Raw genomic sequence first — 18,776 nt, forward strand, 5'->3', positions numbered from 1 at the left:
TCCGATGAAAACCTTTCATTGCGACAACTGCAGCAAACAGGTTTTCTTCGAAAACACGTTCTGCGGCAACTGCGGCTGGATGCTCGGCTATCAACCTGAACTGCAATGCATCAGCAGTTTTTCGCCGGTGACGGCACCGGAAGAAATGCCGCTGCCGGAGCGCAATGCCGATACTGCCGACAGCAACGCCGCCGGCAACACCATGCGCTGGCGCAACATCAATCCGGCCAATCAGGGACGCAACTTCAAGCAGTGCCGCAACTACGCGCTGGAACACGTCTGCAACTGGATGCTGGACGAGCGCGATGGCAACGAGCTGTGTGCCTCCTGCCGCCTGACGCGCGTGATCCCTTCGCTCGATATCGAACAGAACAAGATCTACTGGGTGCGCCTGGAGTCGGCCAAGCGCCGACTGCTGCACTCGCTATGGACGCTCGGTCTGCAACCGGTGCCCAAGGTCGACGATGCAGAGAAGGGCCTGTCCTTCGAGTTCCTGCAAGATCCGCCGCACGGCCCCGGTGTGATGACCGGCCATGCCGACGGCGTGATCACCATCAACATCGCCGAGGCCGACCCTGCACATCGAGAGAAGGCGCGCGTGCAGATGGCGGAGCCCTACCGCACCCTGCTCGGCCACTTCCGCCACGAGAGCGGGCATTACTATTTCGACCGGCTGATCGCCAATGGCCCCTTGCTGCAGGATTTCCGTGCGCTGTTCGGCGATGAAAGCCAGGACTACGGCGAGAGTCTGCAACGACATTACGATCAGGGACCGCCGGCCGACTGGGATCAGCGCTTTGTCAGCAGCTACGCCAGCAGCCATCCCTGGGAAGACTGGGCCGAGACCTGGGCTCACTATCTGCACATGTTCGACACGCTGGAAACCGCCTACGAATGCGGCATGCAACTGCGCCCGATCAAGCCCGGCGAGCAGCAGCTGGTGATCAGCAACTCGCCGCTGGAAGCCACTTCGTTTGAAGAGCTGTCGACCGAATGGTTTGCGCTGACGTATGTGCTGAACAGCCTCAACCGCAGCGTGGGCATGCCTGATTCTTATCCCTTCACGCTATCGACGCCGGTGCTGGAAAAGCTGCGCTTTGTGCATGGCGTGGTGTCGGGCAACAAGCTGTCGCAAGGAGCGGCGGATCAGGAGGCTCATGCAAATCTGCAGGCTCAGGCAAGCCAGTCGCAGCAAAGCCAGTCAGGCCAACAGCAAACGATGAGCAGCGATGCCGGCATGGTGCAGACGCAGGAGGCGGCGAACTCCGCCTTCATCACGCAGGTGCATCCACCACAGTGATGCTGAAGTTCAGGTGCGCGATAAGGGATGCGATAAGGGATCCGATAGCGCCGCAGACTGAACTCCGGCCTCAACTTCTGCAGCCTCGACCTGCGCTTCCGTTAGGGCTGCAATGCCAAGCTGCCGCAGCACCTGCGGCAGCATGTGCTCGGCCGCAAACTCCATCTTCAGCGTCAACAGGGAATCGGCGCGCGTCACGCCGCGATTGAGCACGATCACCGGCTTGCCGGCTTCGGCCGCCATGCGCGCGAATCGAAATCCCGAAAACACCATCAGCGAAGAACCCACGACCAGCAAGGCGTCCGCTTGCTGCACGGCCTGCTCGGCGACTTCGGCGCGTGCACGCGGCACCCCGTCGCCGAAGAACACCACATCGGGCTGCAGCATGCCGCCACAGCGCGGACAGGCCGGCACATGAAAGTCAGTGTGGGCATCCGGTTCGAGCTGGGCATCGCCGTCAGGCAGCGGCTGCGCCAGCGTGCCGGCCAGTTCTGGATTCAGCGCTTGCAGCGTCTGCTGTACCTCGGCGCGCGGGAATTGCGTGGCGCATTGCAGGCAGATCACGCGATGGATATTGCCATGCAGTTCGATCACCTCGCGGCTGCCGGCCTGCTGATGCAGGCCATCGACATTCTGCGTCAGCAAGGCGCCGGCGCGAGCATGCTGCTGCAGCGCCGCCAGCGCCAGATGTGCGGCATTGGGCCGCGCCTGCGCCAGCGTCGGCCAACCTATCATGCTGCGCGCCCAGTAGCGCTTGCGCACCGCTTCCGACTGCCGGAATTCGGCGCCCTGCACCGGCAGCCGGCCGCGCCGGATGCCATCGCGATCGCGATAATCGGGAATGCCTGAAGCAGTGCTGATGCCGGCGCCGGTCAACAGCATGGTGTGGCGATGACGCGCGAGGAAAGTCGCCAATACCTCGGCATTGGCGATCAGCTCGGAAGAGTCGGAAAGAGCAGGCACCGCAAGCAGCGTCTGCTGGTCGGTGCGGGATTCAGGCTGGCGCGTCGTTGCCGACGTCGGAGCTGGCGTCATGGTGGATGGCCGATGGCGAAAAGTGAAATGGATACGCCACGATAAGCCAAATCGCGATTGGCTGCCGGCCCCGGCTTTTTAGGGATTCACCCGCGTGCTTGCGGATTGCGTTGGCGCCGGCTTCGCGCAACCCGGAAGCCCCGCCGGAACCGCGGCCGGGAATTGCTTGTAAACGTTTACGGCCGCCCGTCAGCAAGACCTTGCTGCGGCTGGGCCAGCAGCGTTGTAGCAACAGCGTCGGGGGCCAGATCGATGGCTTGCAGCGAACGCGTCTCGGCCAGAATGGCCAGCGTTTCCGGACGGCCGAACAGAAAGCCCTGCATCTGATGGCAACCTTCCTGCTGCAGCACGGCGAGCTGCTGCTCGGTCTCCACGCCTTCGGCCAGCACCGACACATTCAGACTATGCCCCAGCGCCAGAATCGCCCGCACGAAGGCCTTGGCCTGACGACTGGTTTCCAGCTCGCTGATGAAACTGCGATCCAGCTTGATCTTGTCGAAGGGGAAGGAGCGCAGGGTTTCCAGCGATGAATAACCGCTGCCGAAATCATCGATGGCAATGGTCGCGCCCATGGCCTTGATCTCTTGCAGGATATGCAGTGCACGCGCCTTGTCGCCGACCAGCGCGCTCTCGGTCACTTCCAGCTCCAGCCGTTCGGCGGGCAGGCCTGTTTCAGCCAGCACATTGCGCACACGGTCGATCATCGACACATTGTTCAATTGCAGCGGCGACAGGTTGACGGCGATCTTGGGCTGCAGGTTCCATTGCATCGCTTCGCGGCAGGCGTTTTCCAGCACCCAGTCGCCGATGGCGCCAATCGCGCCGCACTCTTCCGCCACCGGAATGAACACTGCCGGCGAAATCAGGCCCAGTTCCGGATGACGCCAGCGCAGCAGCACTTCGTAGCCGGTCACACGATCCGGATTGACGGCGCGCTGCACCTGATAGTTGAGAAAGAATTGTCCCTGCTCCAGCGCCACCCAGATGTCGCGCGCCATGGTGCGGCGCATGCGCGAAGCCTCGTCCATCTCGGACTCATAGAAGCAGATCTTTTCGCCTATGCTCTTCTTGGCGCGGTACATCGCGAGGTCGGAATTGTTGAGCAGTTGCGCGCGCTCCTGCGCATCCAGCGGAAAGATCGCCACACCGATGCTGGCGCCCGGCGTCATGTCGGTATCCTCCAGATGCAGCGTGGTGGTCAGCGCCTTGTGCAGACGCGTGATGAAATCGCGCAAGGCCTTGTCCGACTTGTAGTACTTCATGGCGACGAATTCATCGCCGCCGAAACGCGCCACGAACTCGTGTTCGCCGACCAGTTTCTTCAGGCGTTCCGCCAGCTTGCACAGCACCTGATCGCCGATGGCATGACCGAAAGCGTCATTGATTTCCTTGAAGCCGTCGAGGTCGATGCTGATGGTCGCAACCCGATGCGAGGTATCGGCACAGGCCGCCAGCGAAGTGTCCAGCTGCTCCATGAACTGCGCGCGATTGGGCAGCCCGGTCAGGCCGTCGTGGCGCGCCAGGAACATGATCTTGGCGGCGCTTTCATTCTGTTCGGTGCGATCGCGCGTGATCTTGGCGAAACCCAGCAGCACGCCGTCTTCGCGATAGATGGGATCGATCACCACGTGTGCCCAGAAACGTGAACCGTCCTTGCGCAAGCGCCAGCCTTCGCCTTCGAATTTTCCCGTCGCCAGCGAGGTGTTCAGATTGGCCTGCGGCAGTCCGGCGTCGCGTTCCTCCGCCAGATAGAAATCGGAAAAATGCCGGCCCACGATTTCCTTAGCCAGATAGCCCTTGGCGCGCTGCGCACCGGCGTTCCAGTTGGCGACGGTACCATCGGGATTGAGCATGTAGATGGCGTAGTCGGTAATGCCTTCGACCAGCAGACGAAAGCGGTTTTCGGTGTCGCGCCGCTCTTCTTCCAGCTTCTTTTGCGCGCTGCAGTCACGCGTGATCTTGGCAAACCCCAGCAGCGCACCATCGTCGTGATAGATCGGATCGATCACCGCATGCGCCCAGAAGCGCGATCCGTCCTTGCGCAAGCGCCAGCCGTAAATCTCGAACCTGCCCTCGCGCAGCGCGGTCTCCAGCGCGCGCTGCGGCAGCCCGTCGGCGCGCTCTTCCTCGGTATAAAACACCGAGAAATGGCGACCGACGATTTCATTTTTCGAATAGCCCTTGGCACGCTGGGCGCCGCTGTTCCAGTTGGCGACGGTGCCATCCGGCTTGAGCATGTAGATCGCGTAATCGGTCACGCCTTCCACCAGCAGCCGGAAGTTGCGTTCAGACTCAAGGCTGGCATCCTGCAGGCGGCGCTGCTCGGTGCAATCGCGCGTGATCTTGGCAAAGCCCAGCAGGCGGCCGTCCTCTTTGTAAATAGGGTCGATCACCACGTGCGCCCAGAAACGGCCGCCGTTCTTGCGCAGGCGCCAGCCTTCGGCTTCGAACTTGCCTGACGTCAGCGCCTGTTGCAGCGCCTGCTGCGGCAGACCCTTGACGCGATCGCCGGCGGTATAGAAAAGGGAAAAATGCTGACCGATGATTTCATCGGCGCGATAGCCTTTGGCCAGTTGCGCACCGGTGTTCCAGCTGCTGACGATGCCGTCGGGATTGAGCAGATAGATGGCGTAGTCGGACACGCCCTCGACCAGCAGCTTGTACGACAATTCGGTTGACAGCGCCGCCAGTTCAGCGGGGCCTCGTGCTTCTTCGTGCGACATCGTTGTAAGTCCTCGAACTTGTATAAATCGGCCAGTCGTCGAAGACAGTCTTGCTTGCTTTTCCCCCGTCAAATCCGATCCTTCTGGCCTGTGCCGCCTATCTTACCTTGCGCAATGCTGACGTCAAACCTGCACCAAAACATTTCATCTGCGCTGCAACATGCATCACGACGGAGAAAAACCGGCCAGAGCCCTGATGAAGCGATACGCTCCGGATCGACTCATTCACTTTAAAACGTGAGTCATTTGAACCCACAGGGAAAAGTGGCTGTGCTGATCATGCATTCTCGCTGGCCCCGAATACAAGCTTGCCGGGGGGGGCGTCTGATAAGTATTGATAACGCGGATCACTTGCAATTTGAAGTGCCCCGCCGGCTGATAAAAACAGGCCGCAGTGTAAAGAGTGGCTTTTTATTCTCAACATGCGCCTGTGGCAACTTTTACAACAACACCCTCATCTCCGTCTGCCGTTCATTGCTTTGCTGCATCCTGCTCCGCAACCGGAAACTGAGCCCGATGACCAGTTTCGGTTTTTTCTCGAAGGCAGGTTCGCACGGAACCGGAGGATCCAAGGAAGGCATTCCGCAATAAAAACACACGTCGCGGAGCCGCATGCCGTTCAGTTAAGCGAGCGCCTGAACAGACACGCCCACACCGTTAGTGCTGAGTAGCTCGGCAGGACCGTATCGAAGCCAGCGTCCGACGTTCACAGAGTTTGCCCGCCCTTCGATGCGCTGCTTTGCAGCGGCTCAGGGCGAATGGCTTTGAAATCAAACAGTACAAAAAATGCCGTTCAGTTCTTCACTGAACGGCATTGCTGCCTGAAACGTGGCGGTTCAATCGCACTCGCCGGCTCAGATCATTTGAAACTGATCAGCTCGCTGCGGCTCAGGGTCACGCGCTGGTCGGCCAGCGGCGTGTTGTTGGAGTTGTAGAAGCCGGCCTGATTCAGCATCTGATATCGCGCCAGCGTAGTGTTGATCGGCACCGGGCTGGACAAACCATCCTCCGCCACCACCACCGTGAAACCGCGCGTATTGGCATGGAACGCCGAATACAGCACCGCGCCGTTGGCGGCGCTGCCGACGATCACCAGCGTCCTGGCATTGCGCTGGCGCAGCAGCTCTTCCAGCGCGGTGCCGGTGAACTTGTTGGCGCGCGACACCACGGTCGGCTCGTTGCCCTGCGGCGCGATGTCGGGCAAGGCGGGCGAGACGCCGGCCGGACTCTGCGTGGACGAATACAGCACCGGCACCTTGGCCGCGCGCGCCTTTTGCAGCAGCGAAGCAATCGCAGGCACGGTCGCCATGCAAGCCGGATTTGGCTGGCAGATCACCGAATTGATGTCCAGAATCAGCAGCGCCGTGGTCGAGGCATCCAGCGCCACCGTCGCCGGCGCCGGAATGGCCGGCAACACCGAGACACCGGCGTTGAGATCACTGGCCGGTGCCGCGCCGCCGCTCATCGGCGTGGTGTTGCAGGCGGACAGCGCGAGCAGCAGGGAGAGCGGAACGGCGCAACGCAGAAACTTGGTGTGCATGACAGGACTCCTGATGGGAAGAAGGAAGGAAAAAAGAATGAGTTGACGCTGATAGTGCAAATCGGGGCAAGGCTGCCGGCCATGATAGCTTCGTTTCCCGATTATCGTTGCAGTGCGAAGCCCATAAAAAAACCGCTCATGCGAGCGGTTTTTCATTTCAACTATCGACTGCATCAGTTGAAGCTCAGCTGCACCTTCATCATGGTCGAACGGTCGCCGGCAATCTCAAACGCTTCCACCGATTTTTCGAAGGGATAGGTGGCCGTGATCAGCGGCTTCACATCGACCAGCTTCTTGTTCATCAGCTCGACCGCCATCGCGAACTCTTCATGGAAACGGAAGGCGCCGCGCCATTCCAGCTCCTTGCCGACCAGCAGATTGGCCGGAAAGTTGATGTCGCCGCCCAAACCGACCTGCACGATCACGGCGCCGGGACGCAGACTGTCCAGCGCACCGCGCAAGGCTTGTTCATTGCCGCTGACTTCGAACAGCACATCAAACGTGCCCTTGTCGGCGCTGAAGGCCTTCAAGGCATCCGGTGTTTTGGACACATCGATGGCCTGATCGGCGCCGACCTTCAATGCGGTTTCCAGCGGCATCCTGGCGACGTCGGTCACCACGATCTGCAAGGCGCCGGCGCGGCGTGCCGCGATCACGGTCAGTGCGCCGATCGGGCCGCAGCCGGTGATCAGCACGCGCTTGCCCATTAGCGGACCGGCGCGGCGCACTGCGTGCAAGGCCACCGACAAAGGCTCGGCCATGGCCGCTTCACCGTCGGTAACGTGGTCTTCAACCACATGCGCCTGCGAGCGCTCGATCACGATCTCCTGACGGAAGGCGCCCTGCACGTGCGGCGTGCGCATGGCGCTGCCGTAGAAGCGCATGTCCAGACAATGATTCTGTTTGCCTTCCTGGCAGTATTTGCAGGTGCCGCAGGGACGGCTGGGGCTGATCGAAATACGTGTGCCGGGCTGGATGTCGGTAATCGCGGAACCGGCTTCGGCGATCTGGCCCGATACTTCGTGGCCCAGCACCATCGGCTCCTTGATGCGCACCGTACCGAAACCGCCGTGGTGGTAGTAATGCAGATCGGAGCCGCAGATGCCGCCGGCCTTGACCTTGACCTTCAATTGATGGGGTTGCAGTGCGCCGGTATCCAGTTCCTGCACGCGCAGATCATGGGGGGCGTGAATGACGATGCCTTGTTGCATGTGAATCTCCTGATGAGCAATCCGAATGCCTTGATGGGCAAGCAATGGGTTCGTGCCGGTTGAATCGAAGTATCTTTTGGGGTCGCGGTAAGATCAGAACAACATCAGAGCGTGGCAGTCACGCCGCCGTCCACATACAGAATGTGGCCGTTGACGAAACGCGATGCATCGCTGGCCAGAAACACGGCGGCGCCGACCAGATCTTCGACGTCGCCCCAGCGGCGCGACGGCGTACGGTTGACCAGCCAGTCGGTGAATTTTTCATCGTTGACCAGCGCCATGTTCATCTCTGTCTTGAAGTAGCCGGGGCCGAGGCCGTTGATCTGCAGGCCGTACTTGCCCCAGTCGATCGCCATGCCCTTGGTGAACATCTTCACCGCGCCCTTGGTCGCGGTGTACGGCGCAATGCCGGGACGACCCAGTTCGCTCTGCACCGAACAGATATTGATGATCTTGCCCTGGCCGCGCGGGATCATGTGGCGCGCCACGGCCTGCGCCGAAAAGAACACGCTGTTCAGATTGGTCTGGATCAGATCGTTCCAGTCGGATTCCTTGAAGTCTTCCAGCGGTGCGCGGCGCTGGATGCCGGCGTTGTTGACCAGAATGCCGATGGCGCCGATGTCCTTTTCGATGGCGGCGACGGCTTCGCGCACCGAGGCCGAGTCCGTGGCGTCGAAGCTGGATTCATGAATCGTGTAGCCCTCGTCGCGCAGCTGCCTGGCCACCTTGGCCAGCTTGCCGGCGTCGCGGCCGTTCAGCACGATGGCAGCGCCTGCCGCCGCCATGCCGCGCGCCAGCGCAAAACCGATGCCGCCGCTGGAACCGGTGATCAGGGCCAGCTTGCCGACCAGCGAAAAATTCTGCAAACCTGCGGGTAAAGTCGTGCTCATCGGTTCTCCTTGGTGTGTGTGCTTTTACAGATGAATGTTGCGGGGTAAATCCGGCATCGCGCTCAACCCTGCGCGCGCTGCGCCACCTGGCGCTGAAACTCGGAGATCGCCAGATACTCCTGCTCCAGCTTGGCCGGTATCGCCGAAAAGATCGGTTGCAGCTGGCTATAGATGGCGACGTTCTTTTCATCCGGCACGTGACGATGGGTGGAGCCGACCATGTCGGAAATCACTTCCAGCGACGGCACCAGTCCCAGCGCATAGGCGCCCAGCACGGCAGCGCCCAGACAGGACGATTCCACGCTCTCCGGCACCACCACTTCACGGTTGAAAATATCGGCCATCATCTGACGCCACAAGGCCGAGCGGGCGAAACCGCCGGTCGCCATCATGCGCCGGGTCGGGCCGACCAGATCTTCCAGCGCCGGCAGGATGCTGTAGAGATTGAAGATCACGCCTTCCAGCGCGGCACGGATCATGTGTTCCTTGCCGTGATGCAGCGCCAGTCCGAAGAAGGAGCCGCGCAGATCGGCATTCCACAGCGGCGCGCGTTCGCCCGCCATGAAGGGATGGAACAGCAGACCTTCGGCGCCGGGTGCCACATGTTCGGCGATGCGCGTCAGCGCGTCATAGGGATCGAGTTGCTTGTCGCGCGCGGCGGCGGATTCGGCCGTGGCCAGCTCGTCGCGCACCCAGCGGAAAATATTGCCGCCGTTGTTGACCGGGCCGCCGACCACCCAGTGCTTGTCGGTCAGCGCATAACAGAAGGTGCGGCCCTGCTCATCGGTCAGCGGCTGTTCGATGACGGTGCGCATCGCACCCGAGGTGCCGATGGTGACCGCAACATGGCCGGTCTTGATGGCATTGACGCCGAGATTGGACAGCACGCCGTCGTTGGCGCCGATGATGAAGGGCGTGTCGCTGCGCAGGCCCAGTTGACGGGCGATCTGCGCGTCCAGACCTTGCAGTTGATGCGTGGTCGGCACCGGCTGCGGCAGCTGCGCGGCATCGACCTTGAGCAGCGCCAGCGCATCCTTGTCCCAGTTCAGCTCGCGCAGATTGAACATGCCGGTGGCGGAGGCGATCGAGTAATCCACCTGCCAACTGCCGAACAGCCGGAACAATACATATTCCTTGACGCCGACAAAGCGCGCCGCCTTGTTGAAAATGTCGGCGTGCTCGTGGCGCAGCCACATCAGCTTGCACAGCGGCGACATCGGATGTATCGGCGTGCCGGTGCGGCGATAGATCGCCATGCCGTCGAACTCGCTGCGGATGCGCTTGGCCCAGACGCTGGCGCGGTTGTCGGCCCAGGTCATGCTGTTGGTCAGCAGATTGTTGTCGGCATCCAGCGCGATCAGGCTGTGCATTGCCGCACTGAACGACACCAGCGCGATGTCTTCGGGCCTGGCGCCGGCCGCCTTGACGGCGCCGGCGATGGAGTCCAGCACCGCCTGATAGATTTGCAGCGGGTCTTGCTCAGCCATGCCTGGCGTGGTGCACAGCAAGGGATATTCGACCGCATGTTGCGCCAGCACCTTGCCATCCATCGTGAAGGCGACGGTCTTGGTGCTGGTGGTGCCGATATCGGCGCCGAGCATGATCTTGGGCATGGCTTTTCCTCTGATTGCGATGTGTGGGGCGCTGCCTACACGACAAGGTTGAGCAGCATGATGAAGATGATAGCAACAACGGAAATGATGGTTTCCATTGCGGTCCAGGTCTTGAAGGTTTCGCCCACACTCATGTTGAAATACTCCTTGACCAGCCAGAAGCCCGCATCGTTCACATGCGACAGGATCAGCGAACCGGCGCCGGTGGCCAGCACCAGCAATTCCTTGTTGGTGCCCGGGATCAGCGCCACCAGCGGCGCCACGATGCCGGCGCCGGTGATGGTGGCGACGGTGGCCGAGCCGGTGGCGACGCGGATCACGCCGGCCACGAACCAGGCCAGCAGCAAGGGCGAAATCTGCGCGTGCACGGCCATGCTGCCGATGGCGGTGCCGACGCCGCTGTTGACCAGCATCTGCTTGAAGCCGCCGCCGGCGCCGATGATCAGCACGATGGCGGCAGTCGGGGCCAGACTCTGGTCGACGAACTTCAGCACTTGCTGACGCGTAAAGCCGCGCGCGATACCGAAGGTGTACATCGACAGCAGCAGCGCCGCCAGGAGGGCCACCACCGGGTTGCCGATAAAGTCCATCAGATCGCGCATCGGATGACCTTCCGGCAAGGCGACGTCGACGAAGGTCTTGAGCAGCATCAGGAATACCGGCGACAGCACCGTGATCAGGGTGATGCCGAAGCCGGGCAAGTTGCTGGTCTGCGGTTCGCGCGCCAGTTGTTCCATCAGCTCTTCCGAGGGCTTGATGTCAACGTACTTGGAAATGAAGGCGCCGAACATCGGACCGGCAATGATGACGGTCGGCAGGCCGACGATCAGGCCGTACAGGATGGTCTTGCCGATATCTGCACCGAATACGCCGATTGCCAGCAGCGGGCCGGGATGCGGCGGCACCAGGCCGTGCATCACCGACAGGCTGGCCAGCATCGGCATGCCTATCTTGAACAGCGGCATGCCGGAACGGCGCGCCACGATGAACACCAGCGGGATCAGCAGCACGAAGCCGATTTCAAAGAACAGCGGAATGCCGACCAGGAAGGCGCCGAGCATCATGGCCCAGTGCACGCGCTGCTTGCCGAAGGCGCGCACCAGGGTCTGCGCGATCTGATCGGCGCCGCCGGATTCGGCCATCATCTTGCCCAGCATGGTGCCCAGGCCCAGCACAATACCGACGAAACCGAGCACGCCGCCGAAACCGTCCTGGAAGGACTTGACGATCTTCGGCAAGGGCATGCCCGAGATCAGGCCCAGCAGGCCGGAAGTGATGATCAGCGCGACAAAGGGGTGGACGCGCAAGCGCGTGATCATGAAGATCAGCGCGGCAATGGCGATAAAGGCGTTCAATAGCAATGTTGCTTCGTGACTCAGGCCGAACATGGCATCTCCGTAGTTGGATAGGCGACAGCAGACCTTTCCGGCATTGCTATTGATGCTTTGGCAAGGCAGGACTTTTCAGCAAGCGGCTGCGGAGCCGCACTGCGTCATCCAGACTGAGATGGGAAGCATGAGGTCTCCTGCAGCCGCGCTGCTGCGGCGCTTCTGTCGGCACTATCTGCGTAGTGTTTCTGTGTAGTGTTTTAGTTTTTCCAGTTGCCGCGACGCCAGACGGCGTGCAGAACTTGGTTTATGTTAGCGATAACATGGCCGCGATGATAACGCTAACAAAAATCGCCCGTCAAATATTTTCTGCGTCCGGAAACGCATCAGGGCGGAAAGACAGGCACGCCGCTTGCATCAGGAGCAACATGGCCGCTGCCTTGACGCGGGACTGATCTGCCGCACGGCGTCAGTCAAAACAGTAGGAATTTGTCTGTATCAGGCTGCATCGCGGCGCAGCGGAGTATCATGTCGCCAGCCCGATATTTCGCTCCGACATGAACAAGCCTGCAGCAGAAAAGAAAACCCTTTCCGCCAAAAAAACCGCCGCCGCAAAAAACGGTGCCGGCACGCGTCCAGCCGCCGCGACTGAAACGCCGCGCAAGAGCCGGCGCGGCAGCCGTGCCACCGGCCGCGTCACCATCATGGACGTGGCGCATGAAGCCGGCGTCAGCACCATGACGGTATCGCGCGCCCTCAAGGCGCCCGACCTGGTGCAGGAACAATCGCGCGAACGCATCATCGCCGCCATCGCCAAACTCGGCTATGTCCCGAATCAGGCTGCAGCCACGCTGGCGTCCGCCCGTTCGCAGGTGATCGGCGTGCTGGTGCCGTCGCTGACCAATGCGGTCTTCATCGAAACACTGAGCGGCATCCGCGACTATCTGTCCGAGGCCGGCTATCAGTTCCTGATCGGTGAGACCGGTTACTCTCGAGAGAAAGAAGCGCAACTGATCTCCACCTATCTGGCGCATGCACCGGCCGGCTTTTTGCTGTCCAGTTCGGATCAGCATGAAATTCTGAAGAAGCATGCGGCGATGCGGCATATCCCGGCCGTGCGCATGTTCGATCTGGGCAAGAGCAACGAGGATTTCTCGGTCGGCTTTTCGCAGATCAAGGCCGGCTACACCATCGCGCGCCACCTGATCGACCATGGCTACAAGCGCCCTGCCTTTCTCGCCGCACAGATGGATCCGCGCATGCTGAAGCGGCGCGAAGGTTTCCGCAAAGCGCTGCAGGAAGCCGGCATCGTCGCCGACATCGAAGTGCTGCTGCCGGATCCGACCACGGTCGGCATGGGCGCGCAGCTGCTGCGCAAGGTGCTGGAGTCCTGGCCCGACTGCGACGCCGTGTTTTGCTGCAACGACGATCTGGCGCTGGGTGCGCTGTTCGAATGCCAGCGGCGCGGACTGGATGTGCCGGGCCGCATGGCGATTGCCGGCTTCAACGATCTGTCCTGGGCGGCCTGCGCCACACCTTCGATTACCACCATCATCACGCCGCGCTATGAGATCGGCTACAAGGCCGCCGAGATGCTGATCGATCAGTTGCGCGGCAAAGCGATTCCCAAGGGCCGCCTCGATCTCGGCTTTGAGCTGGCGGTGCGCGAAAGCACCTGAAAATCTCGCTGCGGCGCTCCTTCCCCTGCGCTCCAACCTGCCCGGCGACTGTATCGGCCGATCCGCCCTGACAGTCTGCGGCGGCGGAGGCGCGGCTGTACAGGTTCAATTTGCACCGTGCGGCTTATGATTGTTGCGCTGGAAGCTACAGCCGAGCGCGCCCTGCAACATCGTGATCCGGACTGACACATGCTTGCAAAATGTCAGGTGCGAGCGCAGATTGGCCTGCTCGAATTGGTCGATATTGGATATTTATCCAGACCAGAATTCACAGTAAGCTTGCGCGATGCCATCCATCATCCGACTCTGCATGAACTTCAATCCGTACCGCCCGCCCACCGAGCCCGATCGCCCACGGCGTTTGAACAATGTAGGACATTTCCTATAGACACTTTTTTCTCAGCCTCTACAATCGTCGGGTGCTGCCGTCTGTCGCAGACATTGCGGCAAACGGATTCGATCGATCTCGCAGCATCGCGCACTACTGCAATACCCGCGTATTCGTATTACCCCGCTTCACCACGCACTACCCACCACCATCACCTATAACAAGCAAGCTCAAACAAGAGGAGAACCCCTATGTCAACGTTCACCGGACTTTGCAAGCCGGCCGTACTGGCCCTGCTGCCCATCTGTACCTCGCTGGCATTCATGCCGGCCTCCGCCCAGACTCCTGCATCGGCGGCTCCTGTCGTCAAGTACGACCTGACCTACGACATCATCAGCCCGGTGTACGCCAAAAACGGCATGGTCGCCAGCGAGCAGGAACTGGCGACCCAGGTCGGCGTGGACATCCTCAGGCGCGGCGGCAATGCAGTCGACGCCGGCGTCGCGGTCGGCTTCGCGCTGGCGGTGGTACTGCCGAATGCGGGCAACATCGGCGGCGGCGGTTTCATGATGATTCACGATGCCAAGACCGGCAAGAACGTGGCGCTGGACTTCCGCGAAATGGCGCCGCAGCGCGCCACCCGCAACATGTATCTGGACGACAAGGGCAACGTGGTGCCGGGTCGCTCGCTGTACACCCACCTGGCAGTCGGCGTACCGGGCACCGTTGCCGGCCTGACGCACGCACTACAGAAGTACGGCACGATGAAGCTGGCCGATGTCATGGCGCCGGCCATCAAGCTGGCGGAAAAAGGCTATAACGTCAGCCCCAGCCTGGCGCTGATTCTGGCCGCCGAGCGCGATCACCTGGGTCAATGGGATTCCAGCAAGGCGATCTTCTTCAAGGATGGCCGCCCGCTGCAGACCGGCGAAAAGCTGGTGCAGAAGGATCTGGCGAAATCGATGAAGCTGATCGCCAAGCAAGGCCCAGCCGCCTTCTATCAAGGCGACATCGCCAAGAAGATCGTGGCTGAAATGGACAAGCACGGCGGCCTGATCAGCGCCGACGATCTGAAGAACTACAAGGTGGTGGAACGTGAGCCGGTGAGCGGCAGCTATCGCGGCTACCAGGTCATGTCGATGCCGCCGCCAAGCTCGGGCGGCGTGCACATCATCCAGATGATGAACATTCTGGAACGCTATCCGCTCAAGGAATACGGCGCCGACAGCGCGCAGACCATCCACCTGATGGCTGAAGCGATGAAGCTGGCCTATGCCGACCGCTCCGAATATCTGGGCGATCCGGATTACACCAAGGTGCCGGTCAAGGGCCTGACCTCGCGCGCCTACGCCGACGAGCTGGCCAAGAAGATCAACCCGGATCGCGCCACCCCGTCCAGCGAAATCAAGCCGGGCCAGCCGCAACCGTATGAAAGCGATCAGACCACCCACTTTTCGGTGGCCGACAAAGACGGCAATCTGGTGGCAACCACCTACACGCTGAACCTGAACTTCGGCAGCGGCATCGTGGCGACCGGCACCGGCATCACGCTCAACAACGAGATGGATGACTTCGCCGCCAAACCCGGCGTACCGAATGCATTCGGCCTGATCGGCGGCGACGCCAACGCAGTCGGCCCGTACAAGCGTCCGCTGTCGTCGATGTCGCCCACCTTTGTGCTGAAGGATGGCAAGCCCTTCCTGGTCACCGGCAGTCCGGGCGGCAGCCGCATCATCACGACCACGATGCAGACCATCCTCAACGTGATCGACCACGACATGAACGTGGCCGAAGCCACCATCCTGCCGCGCATCCACCATCAATGGGCGCCGGATCAGCTGCGCGTGGAAAAAGGCCTCTCGGCCGACACCCTCAGGCTGCTGAAAGACAAGGGCCAGAAGATCAGCGTGCAACCGGCCATGGGCCGCACGCAAACCATCCAGATCAAGGGCGACGGCTTCTACGGCTATTCCGACCCGCGCAACCCGGATGGACGCACGATCGGCTTCTGATCGGGAACAAGACAGGGTCGTTAACCGACACCCGTCTGCCGCAAGACCACGTGAGTGGCCTTGCGGCGAATCGGGAATTCAAGGCAGTGGCGCCGGTGGCGGCTTGAGATCTTCCGCAACCGGCGCCAAGGGCATCCGCCACTGATCAATATGCAGCAGCAAGCGGGCCCTCTTGTAACAAGGACGGATGACGTCAGTCAACCAGGGCTCGACATAGATCGCCACGGCCGCGCCGATCACGATGACGCCCGCTATCGGCAGCAGCGGCAACAACACCCCTGGTATTTGCGGCGCCAGCTTGCCCAGTTTGAGAATCATGTGCACCATGATGTTTTCATGGAGCAGATAAAGCGGATAGCTGATCGCCCCCAGAAACAGGAAAACGCGATTGCCCAGCAGCTGATGCAAACGTGAGTGATGAACCACCGAGGCAAATAGAAAAACCACCAGCAAGGCCGCGCAAGTCTTGCCCGGCAATGCGCCGCCGGTGGTCACGGCGGCGAGCACCGCCAGTAGGGTGGCCATGATGAACAGCTGGCGCACTCTGGTCTGAAAGTAACGAAAATAGAGCGCCCCGGCGGCAAACCACCCGAAGTGCTCCGCACTTGTCCAGCCCTTGTAAATCTCAAAGATACGCCAGTTCCCGCCCGGCAAAAGATGCTGCAGCGATGCATAGGCCACGGTCACCACGAACATCAGAATGATGCCTGCGATCGCACCGGTTTCCCCCACCAGAAAATACAGCGCACCCGCGAATGCATAAAAGCGGACTTCAACAAACAATGACCAGAAAGACCCCTCCAGCATGGTTTGCGGCGAACGCAGCACCGCTTGCCAGACGTGAGGCTCAATGAAGCTCAGCCCCGGCAGCAGCGATCGCAGAGAGACGGATCTGTGGGCATTCTCTGCGATGAAGGAAAAAAATACATACACAATCAACGAACAGATCAGCATCGCCGGGAACAGGCGTAGCCAACGGCGCGTCATGAAATCGAAAAAGCCACGCGACTTTTCAAGGGTAAGAAAAATCACGAAGCCTGAGATGAGGAAAAACAGCTGCACGCCGATGCCTCCATGCCTGAAGACAAAAATGTCGGCATAACGATTTCCGAAAGGCATCAGATCGGGATATCGGGCGTACGCGTGGAAGCAGATCACCAGCAAAATGGCAAGACCGCGCAGTCCGTCCAGGAACTGAATGCGTGAGCGATCTCGGCCCAAAGCTTCCGGCATGGCGTACCTCTTCCAAGTTACTCGTCTTGAAGGCGCTAAAGGAATCCGCTCGTCGCCAAGCAGGGAGACGGCATGGGGTCTTTATTTCGAAAGCAATTGCGGGGCACGCTTGGCGCCCAGATCAATGCCTGGAGGATCGATACGGCTTAATAAACCACTACGCAGCGATTTCCCAAGCACTCACCACAGTTTATTTTTTTTGTTTGGAGTGAAAGCCGAGCTTCAACATCAACGGGCAAACCCCATTTGTCTCGAGATGAAAATTTAGTCGCGATGCCGTGCAGCCAATAAGCGGATGAGCGGCTCCGGTTTTCTTCAAGACGGATATCGATGAAACAAGGAAACTATTTATTGCCGCAACGAAAGTTGAGCGCGGATGGCACGAATGGCACGAATCTGAAGAATGGGACAGCGGGCAGATCATGCCACGCCAGTCATCTACACATGACCGGCGTGGAATCTTTACATGATTGCACAATATGCGCGGCGGAAAAAATTATTCGCGCGCTTCCAGCAGTTTAGGAAAGACCTTCACCAGTACGATCTTCGGCCCCGACATGCGTTTGATCACGATGTCGAAACTCGGAAACTCGATCTTCTGGCCTTCCTTGGGCAGATCGCCCAGCTTTTCCATCACCAGGCCGCCGACCGAGTCGATGCTGTCGTCGTACTCGATGTCGATGCCCAGCATGTGTTCCAGCGTGACGATGGGCAGGCTGGCCTTGCCCAGCAAGGTGCCGTCTTCCTGCCGCGCCCATTCATTGCTGGCGTGGCGGAATTCGTCGCGGATCTCGCCCACCAGCAGGCTCAGCATGTTGTCCAGCGTGATGAAGCCCTGCGGCGGCTGGCCCTTCTTGCCGATGATGGCGAAGTGCGGCGAGCCGGTACGGAAACGGCGCAGCAGATCCAGGGCCGGCAACACCGGCGAAATGTACTGCACCGGGCGCAGGTAGTTGGTGAGACTGACGATGGCCTTGCCATCCTGCTGCGCCAGGAACACGTCCTTGAGATGGATGACGCCGAGGATGTTCTGACGTTCGGCATCGAAATAGGGATAGCGGCTGAAACGGTTGCGATAGACGATCTGCAGGTTTTCCTCCAGCGTACGGTCGTCGCTCAGCGCCACGATTTCGCTGGCCGGGCGCATGATGTCGGCCACGTCCAGCTCGGCCATGTTCAGGCTCTGCGCCAGCACATTCCATTCTTCCTTGGTGAACTTGCCGTTCTTGCCGCTCTTGCCGCCGGCGCGCAGGATGAGCTTGAGCTCATCCGACGAATAGTGGGCGTCATGACCGTGATTCTGGCCCAGGCCCGCCATGCGCAGCACCCAGTTGGAGCTGGAGTTCAGCACCCAGATCAGCGGATACATGCCCCAGTAGAAGCCATAGAGCGGCACGGCGCACCACAGGCCGACTTTTTCCGGGCTGCGGATGGCGACCGATTTCGGCGCCAGCTCACCCAGCACGATGTGCAGGAAAGAAATGACGAAGAAGGCGAAGACGAAGGAAATACCGTGGATCAGCTCGGCCGATTGCACGCCCAGCAACGCGAACACCGGCTCCAGCAAGCGCGCAAATGCGGGTTCGCCGATCCAGCCCAGGCCCAGCGAGGACAGCGTGATGCCCAGCTGGCAGGCCGAGAGGTAAGCATCGAGTTGATTGTGAACGACCGCGAGGATGCGGCCGCGTAGTCCCTGAGTTTTTGCGATGGCCCGGATACGCGTCTGACGCAATTTAACCAGGCCGAATTCTGCTGCAACGAAAAAACCGTTCAACGCGACCAGAAAGAGAGCCGCGACGATCAGTAATATATTTTCCAACTAGGGTTCCTATAGGGGCTGTGAGAAAGAGGTCGGCATCCAGGTAAAAATGCCGTGACGCGTAA

General features: G+C 60.6%; 12 protein-coding genes. 3 read left to right on the forward strand and 9 right to left on the reverse strand.

The annotated features are described in order from the left end of the window. Nucleotides 1–4: 4 nt before the first annotated feature. Complete coding sequence (locus PQR62_RS02560) at nt 5–1,300, forward strand: zinc-binding metallopeptidase family protein (protein ID WP_408154457.1); 1,296 nt, start codon at nt 5–7, stop codon at nt 1,298–1,300. A 9-nt stretch (nt 1,301–1,309) separates the two neighbouring features. On the opposite strand, the gene PQR62_RS02565 is transcribed toward PQR62_RS02560, so the two are convergent. From PQR62_RS02565 to PQR62_RS02595, 7 genes are all read right to left on the reverse strand, one after another. Beyond that, nucleotides 1,310–2,335 (reverse strand): NAD-dependent protein deacetylase, encoded by a 1,026-nt coding sequence (locus tag PQR62_RS02565; RefSeq protein WP_408154458.1) that lies wholly within the window; start codon nt 2,333–2,335, stop codon nt 1,310–1,312. A 176-nt stretch (nt 2,336–2,511) separates the two neighbouring features. Next, on the reverse strand, nt 2,512–5,058 hold the full coding sequence (locus PQR62_RS02570) for a sensor domain-containing protein (protein WP_408154459.1): 2,547 nt from the start codon (nt 5,056–5,058) through the stop codon (nt 2,512–2,514). 859 nt (nt 5,059–5,917) lie between these two features. After that, entirely contained in the window at nt 5,918–6,598 is a 681-nt protein-coding gene (locus PQR62_RS02575; protein WP_408154461.1) for a cysteine hydrolase family protein, read from the reverse strand. Between the two features lie 173 nt (nt 6,599–6,771). Then, nucleotides 6,772–7,809, reverse strand: a complete 1,038-nt coding sequence (locus tag PQR62_RS02580; RefSeq protein ID WP_408154463.1) for an L-idonate 5-dehydrogenase — start codon at nt 7,807–7,809, stop codon at nt 6,772–6,774. Nucleotides 7,810–7,913: 104 nt separating this feature from the next. Next, complete coding sequence (locus PQR62_RS02585) at nt 7,914–8,699, reverse strand: SDR family NAD(P)-dependent oxidoreductase (protein ID WP_408154465.1); 786 nt, start codon at nt 8,697–8,699, stop codon at nt 7,914–7,916. 62 nt (nt 8,700–8,761) lie between these two features. Then, nucleotides 8,762–10,312, reverse strand: coding sequence for a gluconokinase (gene gntK, locus PQR62_RS02590; RefSeq protein ID WP_408154467.1), 1,551 nt, complete (start codon nt 10,310–10,312; stop codon nt 8,762–8,764). Between the two features lie 35 nt (nt 10,313–10,347). After that, complete coding sequence (locus PQR62_RS02595; protein WP_408154469.1) at nt 10,348–11,700, reverse strand: GntP family permease; 1,353 nt, start codon at nt 11,698–11,700, stop codon at nt 10,348–10,350. Between the two features lie 497 nt (nt 11,701–12,197). Between PQR62_RS02595 and gntR the strand changes: the two genes are divergently transcribed. Then, nucleotides 12,198–13,319, forward strand: coding sequence for an HTH-type transcriptional regulator GntR (gene gntR / locus PQR62_RS02600; protein ID WP_459251852.1), 1,122 nt, complete (start codon nt 12,198–12,200; stop codon nt 13,317–13,319). Nucleotides 13,320–13,898: 579 nt separating this feature from the next. Further along, a complete protein-coding gene (ggt, locus tag PQR62_RS02605) occupies nt 13,899–15,659 on the forward strand; it encodes a gamma-glutamyltransferase (RefSeq protein ID WP_408154471.1) in 1,761 nt (586 codons plus the stop codon). A 78-nt stretch (nt 15,660–15,737) separates the two neighbouring features. Here ggt and PQR62_RS02610 read toward each other — a convergent pair whose 3' ends face one another. Together PQR62_RS02610 and PQR62_RS02615 are read right to left on the reverse strand one after the other, a co-directional pair. Next, nucleotides 15,738–16,892 carry an acyltransferase family protein gene (locus tag PQR62_RS02610; protein ID WP_408154473.1) on the reverse strand — a complete coding sequence of 385 codons (1,155 nt, stop codon included), beginning with the start codon at nt 16,890–16,892 and terminating at the stop codon, nt 15,738–15,740. Between the two features lie 496 nt (nt 16,893–17,388). Further along, nucleotides 17,389–18,711, reverse strand: coding sequence for a hemolysin family protein (locus PQR62_RS02615; RefSeq protein WP_408154475.1), 1,323 nt, complete (start codon nt 18,709–18,711; stop codon nt 17,389–17,391). Nucleotides 18,712–18,776: the final 65 nt, after the last annotated feature.

It is taken from the genome of Herbaspirillum lusitanum (assembly GCF_046025995.1).
GTDB lineage: Bacteria > Pseudomonadota > Gammaproteobacteria > Burkholderiales > Burkholderiaceae_D > Herbaspirillum > Herbaspirillum lusitanum_A.